Genomic DNA, 18708 nt, shown 5'->3' on the forward strand with positions numbered 1-18708 from the left:
AAATATGAAATTAATGTTACTAGTAATAATTATTTTAGTTATACTTTGCACACTCTTAGCATTTGGAGTAAGTAAGTTATACGACTATTTAAAGTATAAAGAAGAGTACTCTAACTTAAAGAAACAAGCAAAGATACATATAAGAGAAAACAAATTAAACATAAAAGGTATCGAACATACCATTAACGCAAAAAAAGAAATGATTAAAGATTTAGAAGAGTCTCTAGGAAATAGAGCGGAGTTAAAGCAACTTAATGTTGATATCAAGTTGCTAAATAAATTAATAAAAGATATTGAAGGAGAGAAATAGATGAGTAAATCAGGATTAATAGCAGGAGTAATAGGTTTTGTAGCATTTATTGGAATTATTTTAGGGTTCATGATGATTGAGAAAGTACCACAAGGTCATCAAGCAGTAGTATATAGTACGTCAGGAGTTAAAGAGAAAACATTACCAGCGGGTTGGCACTTTGTAGCACCATTCGATAAAGCTATTGACTACCCAATTCGTACGCAAACTAAAGAATATAAGAAATTACAAATTGGTACATCAGACGGTAAAAACTTATCAACTAATATTAGTGTTAGTTACCATGTCGACCCAGCTAAAGTAGTATCTATTTTTAATAAGTTTGGAAATGCAGATATTGAGGCATTAGAGAATGGATATTTAAGAACACGAGTACACGATGGATTACGTCAATCAACAGCTAAGTATTCTGTAATTGAAACTTTTGGTGACAAGACAGGACACATTAAGAAAGAAACTATTGAGAACTTACAAGATAAATTAACTGACCAAGGTTTCATCGTTGAAGATATCACTATTTCTAGCCCAGAGGCAGACCAATCTACACAAGATTCAATTAATGAGCGTGTTAAAGCTAACCAAGAGTTAGAAAGAGCTAAGACAGACAAAGAAATTGCTAAAGCTAATGCAGATAAAAAGAAAATTGAAGCTGAAGGGCAAGCTAAAGCTAACAAAATTTTAAATGATTCACTTACTGATAAATTAATCGAGAAAGAAAAGATTGATAAATGGTCAGGAGATGTTCCACTGGAAATTGGTAGTTCTAATGGAGTAATTGTGGACACGAAAGGTAATTAATACATATGAAGCTATATACAATAATTAGACAAGAACTATATTACAGCGAAGCAGACATAGAAAGTTATATCCCAAGTGTATACGAAGGACTAGAAAAAATCATAGTGGATAAACATGTGGAAGAAATGAGTAGACCTAGAATTGTATTTCAATCATATAGTATTGATGAAACTAGGGCTATGTTATTAGATTTACAAAAAGGTGTTAAGAATGAAATCTACAAATACACTTCACCAGATGATGTTTACTATTACATAGAAAAAATAGAAATTGGAGAATAAAATATGATATTACTTATATTAAATATATTAGCATTGGTTATATTAACTCATGCTTATGTACCACAATTAAAGACTACATTTAAAACTAGAGCCACAGAAGGAGTATCAATCTTCTTCTGGCTACTAATTTCATTATCAACATCTTATAGTTTGTTTAACTTATTAGCTACTGGTAATGCTGAATGGTATACATACTTAGCACAGTTTATTAACGCTGGAGTCGCTTTATTGCTATTTGTATGGATAACTGGATTAAGAGTACGTTGGGAGTTAACTTTGTTCTTCTCATTGCTATACATTTTCTTGAATGTGTATGTTTATCAGTCACTACCATTAGTTGTCACACAAACAGTTGCAACAATAGCAGTTATTTTAGCGTATGTAGACCAAATAGCTCACTTTATTAGAACTAAAAGAGCAGAAGGAACTAATCCATTTCTTTATTATTACTTTGCATTAGGTCTATCGGTATTGGTATCTATTATGTTTATGACGAATGTATCAACGCATGTAATAGTAACGGAATTAGTTAATATCACGTTATTACTGGTTTGTGGTATTATGTCACAAATCTTAGGAAAAAAATAATAAAAATAAAATATAAAAAGTATTGACGATGTAAGGGAATGTCTGTATACTAAGACTTGTGTTAGATATTCCTTTACATTCTTTACAAACAATTAAAAGATAAAATATGATAAGGAATGATAATATGGATATGAAGTTGTACGAAATTACAGAGCAGTTTCAACAAGTGCTTAGCTTAATAGATGATGAAGAAGGTTACTCTTATGAAGACCTTAAAGATACATTGGATTCTATAGGTGAGTTAGGTGAGGATAAGATTGCTAACACTGGTAAAGTTTTAAGAAAACTTAATGATGAATTAATGATTATTGAATACAGAGAAAAAGAGATTAGAGAGCTAAAGTCTAAGAAAAAGAAAGATATTGAAAATCTAAAATCTTATCTACTATTCAATATGCAAGCTCTAGGTAAAAAGAAAGTTGAGACTCCAACTATTAAAGTTGCCACAAGAAATACTAAAGTAGTAAATATTTTAGATGAGAGGAAACTTCCAGAAGAATTCATTAAGACTGAAGTTAAAACTTCACCTAAGAAAGCAGACTTCAAGAAATATTATGAAGCATTATCTGATGAAGAAAAAGCTAAAGTTGATTATGCAGAAGTAGTCGTAAACACATCGGTAAGTATTAAATAGAAAAGGAGATTGAATATGGCATTATACACAGACAATGGTTTAAAGTTCGAAACTAAAGAGGATGCATTTGCTTGGTTTGAAACTACATTACTAGACAAATCACCTCTAGGTAAAACGTACGAAGAATTACATGGTGAAGACTGGGGAAATTATTCTATTGAAGCTACTGGTATTGATGAAAGAAATATCAATATTAGATTAGACAACCCTAACTTTGATGCAAACTTGTACAGACGAGTTAATTACAATACATATGGTTTAGAACAAGACATTAGTTCTGATGAAGTTATTAGAGAGCTACAGTCTTTAGTTAAAACATTAGAAATTGTATCTTATTTAACAGTAGATGAGCTAAGTAATATTCAAAAAGAACTAGAACAAGATGAAAATAAATATATTAATGATGTGTTTACTGAATTTGATAATATTGTTAAAACAATTCAAATAGAAGTAGACATTCATACAGCAGTAATTACAATTCAGTTAGCAGATAAGGTTAGTGGATACACAGTAGGTAAACAAATTGAATTAGATGCTAAAGGTAAAGTAAACTCTGATAGTATTCCAACAATTATTCAAAGCTTTTTCTTAAAAGAAATGAGTGGTAAATTTGATGGCCAAGCATTTAAAGCTGGAGAACACTTTATAGATGGTTTACTAAAATATGCACAAACAAATGAAAAACAGATTAAAATCGAAGTCCTATAAAACAAAACAACAAAAAATACGATAAAAACTTAATAGTCAGTCATAATTAACAGTCAGCAAAGTTCAACAAATAACATATACGGGAGATACGAACTTGACTACATTAGAAGAACAATATAAAAATACGAATTTTGACTTTTTAGACACTGAAGACACTATGGACAATACGACAGATTTTATTGAATCAATTGAAACTACTGAAAACTTCTTAGAAAATTTAGAAGTTAACTTTTACGAACTATAAAAGATAAAATATAATACATAAAAGGTGATGTTATTGGAGAAATTAAAACATCAAATACTGAAGTTAAAGATAATCTTTCGCTCGTTTATTATTCGAAAACTAGAAAGACTGAAAGATTCGTTGAAAAAGTAACAGAAGTAATTGATATACAAACTAAAACATTAAGTGAGTATCAATCAGGAAAATATATATTAATTACACCAACATATAATTTTGGTGAAGTACCAGAAGAAGTGAATGCATTTTTAGAAAAGCATAATAAAGATATGATTGCAGTAATGAGTGCAGGAAACAGAAACTGGGGACAAAACTTTGCAAAGTCTGGGGAGACGATATCTAAGAAATATAATGTTGAGTTAATTGGTAAATTTGAAATGATGGGTACTCAAAGTGATGTAGAAAAGTTAGTGAATTACATCAAACAATTGGAGTGATGTAAATTGGGTAAGAAAGATAAAAAAGAATTGTTAGATATATTTGAAATGTGTGAGCTACAAGCTTTAAAAGTAAGTGAGCTTATACAATCAGATAAGCAAAAAGGTTTGAATAAAGCAGTAGATACTTATGTTAAGTTAATAAGTTTAGCTCTTCTAGCAGAGAAACAAGATAGTCAATATCAAGCAGTAGCAATGACTGATGAAGAAATTGAATCAATGCTAAAAGAAATGGATGATGAGTTATTAGCTGAGGAATTAGATGAAGTAATTGTTACTGCTGATGATTTGTTAAACATAAAGGCTAATACAGAACATATTACAGATAAATCAATTGAATATTATAAACACGCAAGAAACGCAATAAGAGAACAATTAATTAAAGACGTTCATTTAATCAGAAACATGAGTGATAAAGAGTTAAATGATTATATTGAATCGTTTGAAAAATAAAATATAAAAGATTAGAGGTATTTAATTTGGGTAAATGGATAGAAAAAAACAACGAAATAATGAGAAGAGACAAAATGGGACAATTAAGTCTGCATAAGGATAAGGAAGCAATTAAATTGTTCTTAGAACATGTAGATAGTAAGACTAAAAAATTCTCAAATGAAATAGCTAGATTAAGATATCTTATTGAAGAAGATTATTACATTAATGTATTTGATATGTATTCAGAAGCAGAGGTATTAGGAATAACAGAGTATGCATATTCATTTGGCTTTGAATTCCAAAGCTTTATGGCTGCAAGTAAATTCTATGATACATATGCATTAAAAACTAGAGATAAAAAAGAATGGTTAGAAGATTTTGAACAACATAACGTAATCGTATCGCTATACCTAGCAGGTGGGGATATTAATTTAGCTTATAGATATGTTAAAGCACACACAAAACAAACTGTGCAAAGTGCAACACCCACATATCTTAATGCTGGTAGAGCTAGACGTGGTGAGTTAGCTTCATGCTATTTATTTACAATGGACGATACTTTAAATTCAATTCAGTTTATTAAAAACCAAGTATCACAAGCAAGCAAAATCTCTGGTGGAGTTGCAGTGAATTTAACTCGATTAAGAGGTAGAGGTGCACCAATTAAAGGAAATAAAGGAGCAGCCAAAGGAGTTCTTCCAGTTGCCAACCTAATTCAAGGTGAAGTTGGTTATGCAGACCAACAAGGAGCTAGGGCTGGAGCAGGGGCAGCTTACTTAAACATCTTCCATTATGATGCTGTAGAGTTCTTAAACAGTAAGAAGATTAACGCAGATGACGATGCAAGGTTATCTTCTTTATCAATCGGGTTAATTGTGCCATCTTTATTCTTTGATTTAGCTAAAGACAATAAAGATTTATATATGTTTGAGCCATACTCAATTCAAGCAGAATATGGTAAAGAAGTGATTTTAGATGATATTAATATTGCTGAGTGGTATGACAAACTTGTAGACAATGAAAACATTGTTAAGACAAAAATGAACGCTCGTGACATGCTAAATCTAATAGCTCAAATTCAATTGCAATCTGGCTATCCATATATTATGTACAAAGACAATGCAAATAAAAATCACGCTTTGAATGAGCTTGGTGAAGTAAAAATGAGTAACTTATGTACTGAAATCTTCCAATACATGGAAGTATCAGATATCAAAGATTACTATGAGCAAGATAAGTTAGGACAAGATATTATTTGTAATTTAGCTTCTCTAAACATGGTTAAATCAATTGAAGAAAACGAAGTAGAAGAAGCAATCAGAACTGGAATGAGAGCATTGACTTTCGTAGCTAACAACTCACGTATTGAACACTTACCTACAGTACATAAAGCTAATAAGAATATTAGAGCAGTAGGTTTAGGAGTAATGTCATTCCACAGTATGTGTGCTAAGAACAAGATTAGATATGGCTCAGAAGAATCATTAGACTTAATCAACATTTACTGTATGTTAATGGACTACTACTCATTAGATGAATCAATGAAAATTGCTAAAGAACGCAACGATATTTTCCATGGCTTTGAGAAATCTGATTACAAAATTAAAGACAAAGAGTACGGAGATTACTTCTATGTTAACGGTAGAGTGACAGAAGATATTGTTCCTGTAACAGATAAAGTAAAAGAAATCTTTAAAGATACATATATCCCAACTAAAGAAGATTGGCAACGTCTAGCAATAGATGTAGACAAATATGGTATCTATAACGGATACAGATTAAGTATAGCACCAACTCAAAGTATCTCATACATAACTAACTGTAGTTCAGCACTAACTCCTGTAGTAGATACGGTAGAGCGTAGAACATATGGTAACTCAGAAACATTCTATCCAATGCCATATTTATCAGCAGAAACAATGTGGTATTATTCACCAACTGCTTTCGATATTCCTAATGAACATATCATTAACGTGGCAGCAGTTGCACAGAAATGGATAGACCAAGGTGTATCAACAATCTTGTTTGTAAACAGTGAGATTGAAACTAATAAACTTGCTAGATTATATGCTTATGCACATGACAGAGGTTTGAAGTCACTTTATTACACACGAAACAAATTATTAAGTATTGCCGAGTGTACTAGCTGTGCTGTGTAGGTGAACTATATGAATGAATGTTTGAATTACGAAACACTTAAATACAGTGATATAAAAATTAATGATGTTTTTACCTCTCAAAATTACGGGGAGTATAAAGTGGTCGAGATGACTAATACTGAGATAATTATTGAATTTCTTAACACTGGATATAGAAAAGAGACCCACTTAGCTTATATAAAATCTGGATATATAAGAGATAAAAGAGCTCCTTCTCATTGCGGAGTTGGATACCTAGATGATATTAACACTAATGAATACCCAAAAGAATATACTCATTGGAGAATGATGATAAATCGTTGTTACAACAAGAAATATCATGCCTATGATTTATATGGTGGTGCAGGTGTGACGGTTTGTGAAAGATGGCACTCATTTAAAAATTTTGTAGAAGACTTTAAGAGTATAGATGGTTATTCAGAGAATATAATGCTTCTAGGTAGAAACAGGCAGCTTGATAAAGATATTAAACAATCAAACATACCTGTAAATGAAAGAATTTATAGTTTAGAAACATGCATGTTAACTGAGATGAAGAGTAATCAAAAACATAAAAGATATAATACACCAACAACTTGTTTTATTGCTATTGACCCTGATGGAGTTAAACACTATGCAACCAACGTGAAGAAATGGTGTGAGAAAACAGGTCATTATCAAAAATACATAGATAAATGCTTTAGTGGTAAAAAAGAAAGTTACAAGGGTTGGAAATTTAAAAAGATATCTCAAGAAGAGTTTGATATTCATATTAACAATAAAATACAACATAAACAACTGGAGGAAGTTTAATTGACAAAAGTAATTAAAGCAAGAGCAACAAATTGGAATAAGGATAATTCATTAGCGTTAACGTTCTGGAAACAAAACGTTGCACAGATGTGGACTGAAGATGAGTTTAAACCATCTAAAGATATTACTGCTTGGAAGGCATTATCACAAGATGAACAAGAAACATATGTAAAAGTGTTATCTGGTTTAACAGGTTTAGATACTACACAAGGCACTGAGGGTATGCCATTAATTCAATATCATTATCCTCAGCCTGTATGGCAATCAGTGTTTGCTTTCATGGGAATGATGGAGAATATCCACCATAAATCATATTCCCATATCTTTACAACTTTATTAAATCAGAAGGATACCAACTACTACTTAGATGAGTGGGTTCCTAAAAATAAGTTTTTAACTAAAAAAACAACCTTAATCTCTACTCATTATAGAAAACTGTTAAAGAAAAACCCAACAGATAGAGAATTATTTATGGCAATGGTCGCTTCTGTATTCTTAGAATCATTCTTATTCTATTCAGGCTTCTATTATCCATTATTACTTTCTGGACAAGGTAAGATGATTCATAGTGGTGAAATTATCCGTAAGATACTTTTAGATGAAAGTATTCATGGTGCAGGAGTAGGTTATGCAGCTCAATCTATTTTTGAGAAGTTTGATGATGAAGAAAAAGAAGATGTTAAAAAAGAAATGATGCAGTTATTTGATGAACTATACTTCAATGAATGCGAATATACAGCTTCATTATATGACAAGATTGGCTTAACAGACGATGTTATTAGATACATTCAATACAATGGTAACAGAGCATTAATGAACTTAGGTTTCGATGAAGTGTTCAACCCTGAACCTTTTAACCCAATAGTAGAGAATGGACTTAATACAGACACTAAAAACCATGACTTCTTTAGTGTTAAAGGTGACGGTTATGTGTTATCACTTAACAACAAAGACTTAAGAGATAAAGACTTTGAATTTGAAAACGTTCAATCATATGAGTTATCTAACAAATTCTTATAATAAAATCAGTATTTTATCTCAACAATAATAAGAGGGGCTTTGTTCCCTCTTCATAAAAATATGAAAGGAAAGCATATATGACACAACAAACAATCAAACGACAATCAACACCACATATATACATAGCATTAACAGGTAAGATGAGGTCAGGTAAAGATACAGTTGCTAGACACTTAGCTGTACAGTTTAGAAAAGAAGGTTTTGATGTTAATAAAGTAGCTTTTGGTGATGCGCTAAAAGTTAAATCTAAAGAGTTATATCCAGAAGAATTCACAGAAGGTAAGAAACCTAGAGAGTTATTTCAATGGTTTGGTCAGACTTTACGTGAGCGTAATGAAGATGTTTGGGTTAACCAAGTAGCACAACTCATTAACAAAAAGAATAAAGATACACAACAATACGGATATAATCCTCAAGTATATATAATCACTGATTTACGTCAACCTAATGAATATCAATTCTGCAAAGATAATAACTTCATTATTATTAAAGTTGAATGTGATGATGTAACTAGAATTAATCGAATGCATGCTTTAGGAGATAACTTTACTCCTACAGACTTACATCACGATACAGAAACACATATAGATACTTTTGATGTAACTACTACAATTGATACTTCTGAATTATCTAAAAATGAATTATTTACATATACAGATGAAATCAAAGATAAAGCAATTGAAAAATTTATACACCCTAAAGGAGATATTTAATTATGACTAAAAATTTATTATTCGGCTCACCAACTTGCCAACCATGTAAGGCTTTAAAAGGAATGTTAGGTAACTTAGGATATGAGTTTGAATATGTAGACTGTGCTGAGACACCAGAAATGGCAGCAAAATATGGAGTAATGTCTACACCAACACTAATTAAAGTAGATGAAAATGGTGAAACAATTAAACGTGTAAGTGGTCAAGGTGCAGCTTTCGCAATGGCACAAGAGGATAAGTAACATGAAGGTATTTACATATGAAGAGATTGAAAAAGAAATTGAGATGATTAATTTAGATTTCAGATTAGCACTACATAATGATGAGTTTACTATATTTGTAGCAGATGCTTTGTTAGATAGATGTTACGCATTAGTTAAGCATTTCAATGAACAAAGTAAGTTTAAACGTTTGTATAGACGTATGTCAGCTAGAAGAAAACTTAATAACTTAGCAATTGAATTATATGAAACTCAAACAAAATAAAATATAAAAAATAGGAGAGATAATATGTTTCAGAAATTAAAAAAAGGACAAGTAGTAATCAACACAAAAACAAAACAAACAGGTAAGGTAATTGGCTTCGAGGGAGCTATCACAGTAGTAGAAGTTATCATTTCTCAAAACAAAGAAGAAGGTACACGTACTACTAAATTAGAAAGATTTAATAATTTAGATTTACGACCATACAACAAACCACAAGAGAAATTTAAATCGTATAATCCATATCGAGATGTTAAAGAATTTCATAAGGCGTTTAATCACCCAGTAGCAGAAGTACCCACAGCAATTACATCTGAGAGAGCTCAACAACGAGCAGATTATTTAGTAGAAGAGTTAGTTGAATTCTTGTGGGCTTCTGTAGCAGGAGATGAAATTGAAACTGAAGTATTAGTAAATGAATTAACTCGTAATGCATACAAAGCTATGAATAAATGTTTCTCTAAAGGTACATTTCCTAAAGAAGAAATCTTATTACATCAAACTGATGCTTTAAATGATGTTAGCTATATCAACTACGGTTCTATTGTAGAAACTGGAGTTAACCCTAAACCTATTTTCGATATCATTCAAAACGCTAATATGAATAAATTAGGAGCAGATGGCAAACCTATCTTACACCCAGAAACAAATAAAATTATGAAGCCTGAAGGTTGGGAAGAGAAGTATCAACCTGAGCCTTTAATTAAAGCAGAAATTGAACGTCAGATTGAAAAAGCAACTAGCACAGAGAAACAATTACAAAACTATATTAATGGAAGAGGTTAATAGTATGAATAACAAAATACAAGCAGAATTAGAAGAACAATTATTAAAAGCGTTAGGTAATATTGAAAACATCGTATTCTCATCAGATGATTATGATATTAAAGATATTACATTCCAAGTTACACCTTATGTTGATGAAGAAAATGAGTTAGATATCACATTAAATGTTGAATTAGTTCCTACTAAGCGTGAGCTGAACAATGACTAAGCAAGCAAGATTAGCATTACCATTACCTACTTCCTTAAATGCACTGTATATTAATCAGTGGTCTGGAGGTAGACCAACTGGTAAGAAGATATTATCAGCTAAAGGTAAACAAAATAGAGAAGAACTAATGCTTAATGTTGAAAGACAAATGACTAAAGGTGACAACCTAGATTGGGATGTAGAGTACACTAAAGAAGGTTATATTTATATGGACATTATCGCTTATGTAACTAGAGCAGGTAGTGATGTAGATAACTTCTTAAAAACTCTTAATGATTCAATAGAAGAAACTGGTTTAGTTTATTACAACGATTCTAAGATTGTACCTAGATTTGACCGTACATACATAGATAGTAAGAACCCAAGAATACTATTAACATTTACACAAACTGGTTGGGTAGGAATATTTGATAATGAGGAAGAATATAACTCTTTCAATTCAGTTTGTAAATCATGTTCAAGATATAGAAATGGTTCTTGCTCTATTCTTAAGAAGTCATTAGAGAATAAAATAACTGAAGAAGTAGTTATGCATGATGAGTCTAAATCACCTTATTGTACAAAGTATAAGGGGAAGAAATCATGATTAAGAGAAATGATAAACTTATAGATGAAGCAACTAAACGCATACAGGATAATATTCCTGAAGAAGTATTAATACATATAGCTAAACAATTAAGTAAACACTGTTAAACACCTATATAATTATAGGTGTTTTTTATTTATGGAACTAAAGTTACAAATGATATATAATGATATTAACTAATTAAATGTGGAACACACAGAAAAAAGAAAGGGGAAATGGTTATGGCTAAAAAAGCAATACCAATACCATGGACAGATGAAGAATTAGAAATTTTACACAAGAACTGGGAAGAGCGTGCAAGTGTATTATTAGAACTTCTTCCAGATAGAAGCAGGTCTTCTATTATGCACAAAATATCACGATTAGGTTATCAAAGAAATAAACAAATATTAACTCAAGAAAATTATGATTATATTGCAGAGAATATCTCAACTAAAACACAAAAAGAAATAGCTAGAGAATTAGATGTATCTCCTCCTGTAATTACTAGAGCATTAAAAGAGTTAGGTATTAGCAAATCTAATCATTGGACACAAACAGCTATTGATAATGAAGTTGAAGATTCACCATTTTCTATAAGAATAATATATGAAAAGACTGTTGAATACGGAGGCGATGCTAATGCAAGCAATGAGAAATAATAATGAAGATTTATTTATAGAAGAAAAGAAAATTAAACACGTTGCAATGTATGCTCGTAAGTCACGTGGTGATGGTGTAGAAGATTTAGAAAAACACATTACATCTATGAAAGCATTGTGCGAAGCTTATGGCTGGACTTATGAACTATTCACAGAAATTAAGTCAGGTAGCACAATTGTAGATAGACCCGAAATGGTAAAAGTTTTGGATTTAATAGAGAACACGAAGAAGTTTGATGCACTGTTAGCTTTTGACCAAGACAGGTTATCTCGTGGAGCTTCACAAGACCAACAGCAGATAATGTACATCTTGAAGAAAACTAATACAATGATGGTGTTAGCTAACCCATATCAATTACTTAATCCTAATGATGAAGCTACAGAAGAAACAATGTTATTCAGAGGATTTGCAGCTCAATTAGAATTAAAGCAGACTAAGAAACGTTTTATTACAGGTAAAAAGATTGGTGCTCAAATGGGGAACTGGGTATTTGGTCAGCACCCATATGGATATGATTACAGTAGAAAAACAAAAAGATTAGTGATAAATGAAGAGCAAAGTAAAATAGTAGAACGTATCAAGACAGAATTTATGGAAGGTAAATCAATCACTGATATCACATGGGATTTAAATAAGGATAATATTCCAAGTAAATCTGGTGGCAAATGGAATCCTCAGGTTGTAAGAGCTTTATTAAAAAATGAAGTGTATACTGGTTGTAGTATCTATAATAAGACTCAAGGAACACCTGAAAGTCGTTCTAAAAATAGATTCTCAATTACTAATCCATACAAGTCAAATCCTAAATCAGAATGGAAATATGTATACAACACTCACCCAGCTTTGATTACTGAAGAGGAGCATAAAGTTATAGTGAACAAGATTGAAAGTAGGCAACAGAAACGTAGAAGTGATTATAGGCAAACATTCGCTTTATCTGGTTTAGTTAAGACTCCAGATGGATACACTTACTCAGTAAGAAGAAATAAAAACTTTAACTCATTGGTAGTGGAGGATAAACGATACAGAGAAACTCCATGTTATATTGTAGAAGATGCAATACTAACTTCTCTCACAATAATGAAGAATAAATTAGCGCTTAATATGGAAGATAAAAATGTTCAAGATGAAATTGACATGTACGAAAAAGAAATAAAAGAGTTGAACACTAAAATTAATAAAGCTTCAAACGCAATTGAAAAAGCTAAAGAAGGTTTCCTAGAAGACATATTTTCAGCCGATGAAATGAAAACTATTCAATACAAAAAAGGAATTGAGATTGCTGAGTATCAAGACAAAATAGAAAAATTAAGAGAAAGACTAGACAGTATTTCTAACTCAGACAATCTAGAAAGAATAGATAGGATAGAAAATTTAATCAAACAATTAGAGAAAAATGATTACTCAGAAGAAGAAAAAAATACTATATACAAAGATATAATTTCAAGCGTAACTCTCGTCAGAGATAAAAATGATAGAGTGGAGACAATTGTAAATTTTCTCTAATGAAATAGGTCTATAAACCCTTTTGTTGCACATATGGTACAAAAATTACGTAACACACTTCCGACACAGAATATGGATATCCAATATAGTGCTTCAGCAATATATTCTCCATCAGACTATGGTTTTGCTCGTGATGGTATCGTGAGTGAAACAGGTGAGAATTTAGAAATGGTTGCTATCGGCGAAGTTGACTTAGAAGTATTAAGAAGAGGTAGAGAAAACGGAACTGTTAGACATCTTAGAGATAGACGACATGACGTATATAATATTACGTATAATCAATAATAATAAAGGTGATTGATATGGAAAAACCGACGCGTACAAGCCTTTTAAAAGAAATTGCAGAATTTTTAAATGAAGAGACTGAAATGTATAGTATGATGCATGGCGCACTTAAAAAATTAGTAAGCGGCAGTAACTTTCATACAGGTTGGATATTTTTTATTGATGAAGAAGGTAAACATGAGCTTGTTGCTGAAGAAGCGTTACCGCCCGCTTTAACACATAATAGCTGCCAATACATGACAGAAGGTACGTGTTGGTGTGTAACAGCATATCAAAATAAAAAACTGACGAAAGCTTCAAATATTATTACATGTTCAAGAATTGTAAAAGCAACTAAAGAACATCATGACAAGACGGATGGCATTACACATCATGCAACTGTGCCACTTCGTTCTGGTAATGAACAGTTTGGATTGCTTAATATTGCGACACCAAATACGAAGCGATATTCAGAAGAAGATTTAGAATTGCTAGAGTCTGTAGCATTTCAAATCGGCTCTGCGATTAAACGTATATTATTAACGGATCAAGAAAAAGAGGCAGCTCGTATAAATGAAAGAAATAGGTTAGCGAGAGATTTACATGATTCTGTTAATCAAATGTTATTTTCTTTAAAAATCACTGCACACGCAGCGAAAAGTCTTGATGACCAAGAAGCGGCTAAAAAAGCTTTTCAAACAATTGAAGAAACGAGTCAAAGTGCTGTCAATGAAATGAGAGCACTAATATGGCAACTGAAACCGATAGGATTGGAACAAGGTTTAATTTCAGCTATTAAACAATATAGCCAGTTAATTCATATTGAACCTGAATTCGAAGTTGAAGGACTTATTGATTTGCCAAATACAATTGAAGAGAATGTTTATCGCATTATTCAAGAATCATTAAATAATATCCATAAACACTCAGGTGTAAATAGTGCGAAAATATTTCTAGAACAAAATCAAAAGACGTTTAAATTTAAAATTGTAGATAACGGTAAAGGATTTGAAAGCCAAGATTTAGACAACAAGCTATCTCACGGTTTGAGAAATATTAAACAACGTGTTCAAGGTATGAAGGGACATGTAGATATCAAATCAAAATTGAATGAAGGAACAGAAATTGTGATTTCTATTCCACTTTAAATGTTAGGAGTATCACACATGAGTTATAATATAATCTTAGTAGATGACCATCATATTGTGCGACAAGGATTAAGTTTCTTACTAGATACTGTTCCAGATTTCAATATACAAGCTGATTTCTCAAGTGGTGTGTTATTGCTAGAATACTTAGAACAACATGAATCACCAGATATCGTTCTTTTAGATTTAGTTATGCCTGATATGAATGGCATTGAAATCACAAGTATCATGAAGAAGAAATACCCAAACATTAAGATATTAGTCTTAACAAGCTTTTATGATGAAGAACATGTCATATCAGCGATTGATAAAGGCGCAGATGGTTATGAAATTAAAGATGTAGAACCTGATTCGCTTATTCAAACAATTAGATCTGTATTAAATGGTGAGAAGAAAATTCATCCAAAAGTACAGTCTGTTATTTCTGAAAGTGAACGGAAACCACATAGAGAAAATAAATTATCCAAAAGAGAACTTGAAGTATTAGCAGAATTGGTGAAAGGTAAAACCAATAAAGAAATTGCAGAAACACTATTTGTATCTGAAAAAACGATCAAAACACATGTCAGTCATATACTAAATAAATTAAAAGTATCAGACAGAACACAAGCTGCCGTTTATGCAATGGAACACCAATTATTAATTTAATTACAGATATAATATTTTTACGAGTAAGTATTGTCATATTCAATACTTACTCGTTTTTATGTAAAATTACAAAAATAAATTTACAAAATGAAAGCCCTTAAAGTATAATATGTTACATGGGAGAAATGATTTTACTTACTTTATAGGGGGTAGTTTAATATGAAAGTCAGGAAAAACTTAACTTTAAAAATTGTTATCGCTTTAGTACTAGGTATAACAGTTGGTTCGATTTTTAATATGTTTGCCGGAACGGGTTTCGTTCAAGGTACAAATCAATACGTATTTAATGTAATTGGTCAAATATTCCTTAACCTCATATTCATGCTTGTAGTACCAGTCGTATTTGTTTCAATTGTATTAGGGGTTATTGGCGTAGGTGATCCAAAATTACTAGGTGGTATAGGATTAAAAACCGTTACATTCTTCTTATGTACTACGGCAATTGCGATTACTATCGCAATGTTATTAGCTTTAGTATTTAAACCAGGTGTTGGTCAATCAGATTTATTAAATAGTGATGATGTTAAAAAATATGGTGCTGAACAAAAAGCTAAATCATCAGATCAAGCTGCACCAGAAAATCAAACATTTGATCAAACATTGATTAATTTGTTCCCACAAAATCCAATGAAATCTATGGTGGAACAAGATATGTTACCAATTATTACATTTGCAATCTTTATTGGTGTAGGAATGATTGCACTTGGTAGTAAGGTTGAAGCGGTGAAAAAAGTCTTCGAGCAGACCAATGATATACTCATGTATATCGTTACGATGATTATGAATTACTTCGCACCAATTGGTACATTTGGACTAGTTGCAACAGCTTTTACAAACGCAGGATTTGGCGCAATTAAACAACTTGGTATGTACTTCTTTGTTGTATTATTAGCCTTAGCAGTGCACTTCTTTGTGATCTATGGTGGGGCTGTTAAATTATTAGCAGGTAAGAATCCTTTCTGGTTCTTCAAAAAGTTCTTCCCAGCTATGACAGTTGGCTTTAGTTCATCAAGTTCAAATGCAACATTACCTATCTCTTTGGAATGTACTAAAGAAATGGGTGTGAGAAAAGAAATTAGTTCATTTGTTCAACCATTAGGTGCTACAATAAATATGGATGGAACAGCTATTATGCAAGGTGTCGCAACAATATTTATAGCTCAAGTATCAGGTGTAGATTTAACAATTATGCAAATGGTAACTGTTGTCGTTGTTGCTGTTATTGCTTCAATCGGTACTGCAGGTGTTCCTGGTGTTGGCCTTGTAATGTTAGCAATGGTACTGACTTCAGTCGGATTAGACCCCGCAGCAATAGGTATTATTTTAGGTATAGATAGATTGTTAGATATGACAAGAACTTCTGTAAATATTACTGGAGATGCTGCATGTGCACTAATTTTATCTGAAAGAGAAAAGTCAAAATTTGTAAAAGAATAAACAATTTAGTGTATTAAAGGGGTAAATTGATATTAAATTCAATTTACCTCTTTTAATTTGGTTAAAAATGTATTATGATGTTACTTGTGCTTGAAAAAATCGTGTATTTTTGCAACATATTAAATCAATTAATATAAATATTAAAAAGAAAGGTAGATATAGATGGATAAACAAACATTTACAACAATAATCCAAACAAAATTCAAAATGGTTCGTATTGAGGCTGGATACACTCAAGATACTATGGCGAATACAGTTGGATTATCTAAGAAAACTTTAGTGCAAATTGAAAAAGAGAGAGTATTACCTAACTGGACGACATGTGTATCAATTTGTGCATTATTCAGAGATTCAGATGTTTTAAATACTACTTTTGGTTGTGACCCATTAGAAGTTATTCAAATCATATCTCGTCATCATTGTGCATATCCAAACCATGACAATACTAGCGATATTTACTGGGTAACACTTGATGCTAAATCTGGCTATATTTTACAATCTAATAAAAAATCAGATCTTTACAGAGTATTAAACGAAGAACGTCAACCAATCTTCGGTACTGCGAAAAAACGTGAAGCAGAAACTTATTTCTTACGTAAAACGCAATCATTATTTGTTTAAAATTTGTATAATATTTGTTAAAAGCTACTTCTTAGATTATTCTAAAGAAGTAGCTTTTTTAGAAGGAGAATTTCCATGACAACAATTATAACCGTATTTAGTATGATGGTAATTGGTGCGTTAATAGGTGGATTTACTAACTTTATCGCAATTAAAATGTTATTTCATCCATATCATGAAATTAGATGGTTCGGATATAAATTACCGTTCACGCCAGGCTTAATACCAAAAAGAAGAAATGAATTATCAGAAAAAGTAGGTGAGATGGTTACTAAACATCTCTTAACGCCTGAAGTATTTAAAGAAAAACTTGTGAATCCAAGTACGAAGAAAGTACTTGAAGACACGATTAAAGTTCAATTTAATACTTTGAAAGAGAAAAAATATACGATTCAAAACTTTGTGGATCGAATTGATTATCCACTAGAAGAGAAATTAAATGAAACGATTAAATCTACTATTAAAGAAAAGATTGATCAATATTATGCTTCTCATAAGAATGACGACATTAAATCACTCATTCCAGAAGAAATACTTGAACAATTAAATATTCAACTGAATCGTGTAACACCAGAAATTTTAGCAAAGATTGATGAATATTTAGTATCTGAAAAAGGTGAACAAGATATTCATTCAATGGTTGAAGAATTTTTTGAACAAAAAGGTAGAATGGTCGGCATGATTCAAATGTTTATGACAACGGAAGATATCGTATATAGAGTTAAAAAAGAACTTAGAAATGTCATTAAACAAGAAAAAATCAAAAATATGATTGATCTACAAGTGCATAATCAATACGACAAATGGATGGCTAAACCTTTACAAGAAGTTTTAACAGATGAAAGAAAAGAAAAAGCCAAAACATTATTCGCAACAGAAATTACAGAATCTATTAATGTTAATAAATATTTAAACACACCTTTAGATGAACTCGTTCCAAACTTATTTGTATATATGGAAGGAAGAGGAACAGAAAGATTTATTGACTATATGATTGGTAAAGTTGGCGATAATATTAGCTTAATTTTAGAAAGAATGAAATTAGCAGAATTGATTAAAGATCAAATTGACCGATTTGAATTATCTTATTTAGAAAAATTAGTCATAGAAATCTCTAATAAAGAATTAAAATTAATTACATTATTAGGCTTTGTATTAGGTGGAATTATTGGATTATTACAAGGAATAATCGCTATTTTTGTATAAGACTTAGAATTATGATACAGTATTATTGGAATTGATTTTCTAATACATTTATTTATT

At 31.1% G+C, this 18708-nt stretch carries 25 protein-coding genes and 1 pseudogene; all 26 read left to right on the forward strand.

The annotated features are described in order from the left end of the window. The first annotated feature begins 4 nt into the window (after positions 1-4). The 26 genes and pseudogenes from LQ617_RS10715 to LQ617_RS10840 all read left to right on the forward strand — a co-directional run bounded on the left by LQ617_RS10715 (position 5) and on the right by LQ617_RS10840 (position 18651). Positions 5-310 carry a hypothetical protein gene (locus LQ617_RS10715; protein ID WP_239740388.1) on the forward strand — a complete coding sequence of 102 codons (306 nt, stop codon included), beginning with the start codon at positions 5-7 and terminating at the stop codon, positions 308-310. Further along, positions 311-1108 (forward strand): prohibitin family protein, encoded by a 798-nt coding sequence (locus LQ617_RS10720; protein WP_239740389.1) that lies wholly within the window; start codon positions 311-313, stop codon positions 1106-1108. It abuts the gene before it with no gap. A gap of 5 nt (positions 1109-1113) precedes the next feature. Further along, entirely contained in the window at positions 1114-1389 is a 276-nt protein-coding gene (locus LQ617_RS10725) for a hypothetical protein (protein ID WP_239740390.1), read from the forward strand. 3 nt (positions 1390-1392) lie between these two features. Next, the gene (locus LQ617_RS10730; protein ID WP_239740391.1) at positions 1393-1977 is read left to right on the forward strand and encodes a PQ-loop domain-containing transporter; all 585 of its coding nucleotides are present in this window, start codon (positions 1393-1395) and stop codon (positions 1975-1977) included. Between the two features lie 124 nt (positions 1978-2101). Beyond that, the gene (locus LQ617_RS10735; RefSeq protein WP_239740392.1) at positions 2102-2611 is read left to right on the forward strand and encodes a siphovirus Gp157 family protein; all 510 of its coding nucleotides are present in this window, start codon (positions 2102-2104) and stop codon (positions 2609-2611) included. A gap of 15 nt (positions 2612-2626) precedes the next feature. Next, on the forward strand, positions 2627-3319 hold the full coding sequence (locus LQ617_RS10740; RefSeq protein ID WP_239740393.1) for a hypothetical protein: 693 nt from the start codon (positions 2627-2629) through the stop codon (positions 3317-3319). A gap of 94 nt (positions 3320-3413) precedes the next feature. Next, entirely contained in the window at positions 3414-3563 is a 150-nt protein-coding gene (locus tag LQ617_RS10745; RefSeq protein WP_239740394.1) for a hypothetical protein, read from the forward strand. Between the two features lie 41 nt (positions 3564-3604). Then, the gene (nrdI, locus tag LQ617_RS10750; protein ID WP_345773052.1) at positions 3605-3997 is read left to right on the forward strand and encodes a class Ib ribonucleoside-diphosphate reductase assembly flavoprotein NrdI; all 393 of its coding nucleotides are present in this window, start codon (positions 3605-3607) and stop codon (positions 3995-3997) included. 6 nt (positions 3998-4003) lie between these two features. Continuing rightward, positions 4004-4450, forward strand: coding sequence for a hypothetical protein (locus LQ617_RS10755; RefSeq protein WP_239740395.1), 447 nt, complete (start codon positions 4004-4006; stop codon positions 4448-4450). Between the two features lie 26 nt (positions 4451-4476). Continuing rightward, positions 4477-6591: a class 1b ribonucleoside-diphosphate reductase subunit alpha gene (gene nrdE / locus LQ617_RS10760; RefSeq protein WP_239740396.1), complete on the forward strand. Its 2115-nt coding sequence runs from the start codon at positions 4477-4479 to the stop codon at positions 6589-6591. 9 nt (positions 6592-6600) lie between these two features. Then, positions 6601-7383, forward strand: coding sequence for a hypothetical protein (locus LQ617_RS10765; RefSeq protein ID WP_239740397.1), 783 nt, complete (start codon positions 6601-6603; stop codon positions 7381-7383). After that, positions 7384-8403 (forward strand): class 1b ribonucleoside-diphosphate reductase subunit beta, encoded by a 1020-nt coding sequence (gene nrdF, locus LQ617_RS10770; RefSeq protein ID WP_275584056.1) that lies wholly within the window; start codon positions 7384-7386, stop codon positions 8401-8403. A 77-nt stretch (positions 8404-8480) separates the two neighbouring features. Further along, entirely contained in the window at positions 8481-9116 is a 636-nt protein-coding gene (locus tag LQ617_RS10775) for an AAA family ATPase (RefSeq protein ID WP_239740398.1), read from the forward strand. A gap of 2 nt (positions 9117-9118) precedes the next feature. Further along, positions 9119-9358, forward strand: coding sequence for a thioredoxin family protein (locus LQ617_RS10780; RefSeq protein ID WP_239740399.1), 240 nt, complete (start codon positions 9119-9121; stop codon positions 9356-9358). A gap of 1 nt (position 9359) precedes the next feature. Continuing rightward, complete coding sequence (locus LQ617_RS10785; protein ID WP_239705089.1) at positions 9360-9602, forward strand: hypothetical protein; 243 nt, start codon at positions 9360-9362, stop codon at positions 9600-9602. Positions 9603-9626: 24 nt separating this feature from the next. Continuing rightward, a complete protein-coding gene (locus LQ617_RS10790; protein ID WP_239740400.1) occupies positions 9627-10385 on the forward strand; it encodes a pyrophosphohydrolase domain-containing protein in 759 nt (252 codons plus the stop codon). Positions 10386-10389: 4 nt separating this feature from the next. Then, positions 10390-10593 carry a hypothetical protein gene (locus tag LQ617_RS10795; protein WP_239740401.1) on the forward strand — a complete coding sequence of 68 codons (204 nt, stop codon included), beginning with the start codon at positions 10390-10392 and terminating at the stop codon, positions 10591-10593. After that, the gene (locus tag LQ617_RS10800) at positions 10586-11179 is read left to right on the forward strand and encodes a RusA family crossover junction endodeoxyribonuclease (RefSeq protein ID WP_239740402.1); all 594 of its coding nucleotides are present in this window, start codon (positions 10586-10588) and stop codon (positions 11177-11179) included. The genes LQ617_RS10795 and LQ617_RS10800 overlap by 8 nt, the downstream gene beginning before the upstream one ends. Positions 11180-11400: 221 nt before the next feature. Next, on the forward strand, positions 11401-11820 hold the full coding sequence (locus tag LQ617_RS10805) for a MarR family transcriptional regulator (RefSeq protein ID WP_239740403.1): 420 nt from the start codon (positions 11401-11403) through the stop codon (positions 11818-11820). Continuing rightward, positions 11801-13327 carry a recombinase family protein gene (locus tag LQ617_RS10810; RefSeq protein WP_239740404.1) on the forward strand — a complete coding sequence of 509 codons (1527 nt, stop codon included), beginning with the start codon at positions 11801-11803 and terminating at the stop codon, positions 13325-13327. The genes LQ617_RS10805 and LQ617_RS10810 overlap by 20 nt, the downstream gene beginning before the upstream one ends. Before the next feature lie 51 nt (positions 13328-13378). Beyond that, positions 13379-13612, forward strand: a pseudogene (locus LQ617_RS10815) (carbon-nitrogen hydrolase); the annotation flags it as partial. Between the two features lie 17 nt (positions 13613-13629). Continuing rightward, a complete protein-coding gene (locus LQ617_RS10820; RefSeq protein WP_239740405.1) occupies positions 13630-14739 on the forward strand; it encodes a GAF domain-containing sensor histidine kinase in 1110 nt (369 codons plus the stop codon). Positions 14740-14757: 18 nt separating this feature from the next. Beyond that, positions 14758-15387 carry a response regulator gene (locus LQ617_RS10825; RefSeq protein ID WP_037589723.1) on the forward strand — a complete coding sequence of 210 codons (630 nt, stop codon included), beginning with the start codon at positions 14758-14760 and terminating at the stop codon, positions 15385-15387. 159 nt (positions 15388-15546) lie between these two features. Continuing rightward, positions 15547-16824 (forward strand): dicarboxylate/amino acid:cation symporter, encoded by a 1278-nt coding sequence (locus LQ617_RS10830; RefSeq protein WP_196307926.1) that lies wholly within the window; start codon positions 15547-15549, stop codon positions 16822-16824. A 162-nt stretch (positions 16825-16986) separates the two neighbouring features. Then, positions 16987-17445, forward strand: coding sequence for an XRE family transcriptional regulator XdrA (xdrA, locus tag LQ617_RS10835; RefSeq protein ID WP_025904809.1), 459 nt, complete (start codon positions 16987-16989; stop codon positions 17443-17445). A gap of 75 nt (positions 17446-17520) precedes the next feature. Beyond that, positions 17521-18651, forward strand: a complete 1131-nt coding sequence (locus tag LQ617_RS10840) for a DUF445 domain-containing protein (protein WP_239740406.1) — start codon at positions 17521-17523, stop codon at positions 18649-18651. Positions 18652-18708: the final 57 nt, after the last annotated feature.

Origin of the sequence: Mammaliicoccus sp. P-M59 (assembly GCF_022386135.1) — a bacterium.
GTDB lineage: Bacteria > Bacillota > Bacilli > Staphylococcales > Staphylococcaceae > Mammaliicoccus > Mammaliicoccus sciuri_A.

Bases quoted from the DNA above. Each gene is read 5' to 3' on its own strand.
- LQ617_RS10715 (WP_239740388.1), top strand. From the start codon at position 5: ATGAAATTAATGTTACTAGTAATAATTATTTTAGTTATACTTTGCACA.
- LQ617_RS10720 (WP_239740389.1), top strand. From the start codon at position 311: ATGAGTAAATCAGGATTAATAGCAGGAGTAATAGGTTTTGTAGCATTT.
- LQ617_RS10725 (WP_239740390.1), top strand. From the start codon at position 1,114: ATGAAGCTATATACAATAATTAGACAAGAACTATATTACAGCGAAGCA.
- LQ617_RS10730 (WP_239740391.1), top strand. From the start codon at position 1,393: ATGATATTACTTATATTAAATATATTAGCATTGGTTATATTAACTCAT.
- LQ617_RS10735 (WP_239740392.1), top strand. From the start codon at position 2,102: ATGGATATGAAGTTGTACGAAATTACAGAGCAGTTTCAACAAGTGCTT.
- LQ617_RS10740 (WP_239740393.1), top strand. From the start codon at position 2,627: ATGGCATTATACACAGACAATGGTTTAAAGTTCGAAACTAAAGAGGAT.
- LQ617_RS10765 (WP_239740397.1), top strand. From the start codon at position 6,601: ATGAATGAATGTTTGAATTACGAAACACTTAAATACAGTGATATAAAA.
- LQ617_RS10775 (WP_239740398.1), top strand. From the start codon at position 8,481: ATGACACAACAAACAATCAAACGACAATCAACACCACATATATACATA.
- LQ617_RS10780 (WP_239740399.1), top strand. From the start codon at position 9,119: ATGACTAAAAATTTATTATTCGGCTCACCAACTTGCCAACCATGTAAG.
- LQ617_RS10785 (WP_239705089.1), top strand. From the start codon at position 9,360: ATGAAGGTATTTACATATGAAGAGATTGAAAAAGAAATTGAGATGATT.
- LQ617_RS10790 (WP_239740400.1), top strand. From the start codon at position 9,627: ATGTTTCAGAAATTAAAAAAAGGACAAGTAGTAATCAACACAAAAACA.
- LQ617_RS10795 (WP_239740401.1), top strand. From the start codon at position 10,390: ATGAATAACAAAATACAAGCAGAATTAGAAGAACAATTATTAAAAGCG.
- LQ617_RS10800 (WP_239740402.1), top strand. From the start codon at position 10,586: ATGACTAAGCAAGCAAGATTAGCATTACCATTACCTACTTCCTTAAAT.
- LQ617_RS10805 (WP_239740403.1), top strand. From the start codon at position 11,401: ATGGCTAAAAAAGCAATACCAATACCATGGACAGATGAAGAATTAGAA.
- LQ617_RS10810 (WP_239740404.1), top strand. From the start codon at position 11,801: ATGCAAGCAATGAGAAATAATAATGAAGATTTATTTATAGAAGAAAAG.
- LQ617_RS10820 (WP_239740405.1), top strand. From the start codon at position 13,630: ATGGAAAAACCGACGCGTACAAGCCTTTTAAAAGAAATTGCAGAATTT.
- LQ617_RS10825 (WP_037589723.1), top strand. From the start codon at position 14,758: ATGAGTTATAATATAATCTTAGTAGATGACCATCATATTGTGCGACAA.
- LQ617_RS10830 (WP_196307926.1), top strand. From the start codon at position 15,547: ATGAAAGTCAGGAAAAACTTAACTTTAAAAATTGTTATCGCTTTAGTA.
- xdrA (WP_025904809.1), top strand. From the start codon at position 16,987: ATGGATAAACAAACATTTACAACAATAATCCAAACAAAATTCAAAATG.
- LQ617_RS10840 (WP_239740406.1), top strand. From the start codon at position 17,521: ATGACAACAATTATAACCGTATTTAGTATGATGGTAATTGGTGCGTTA.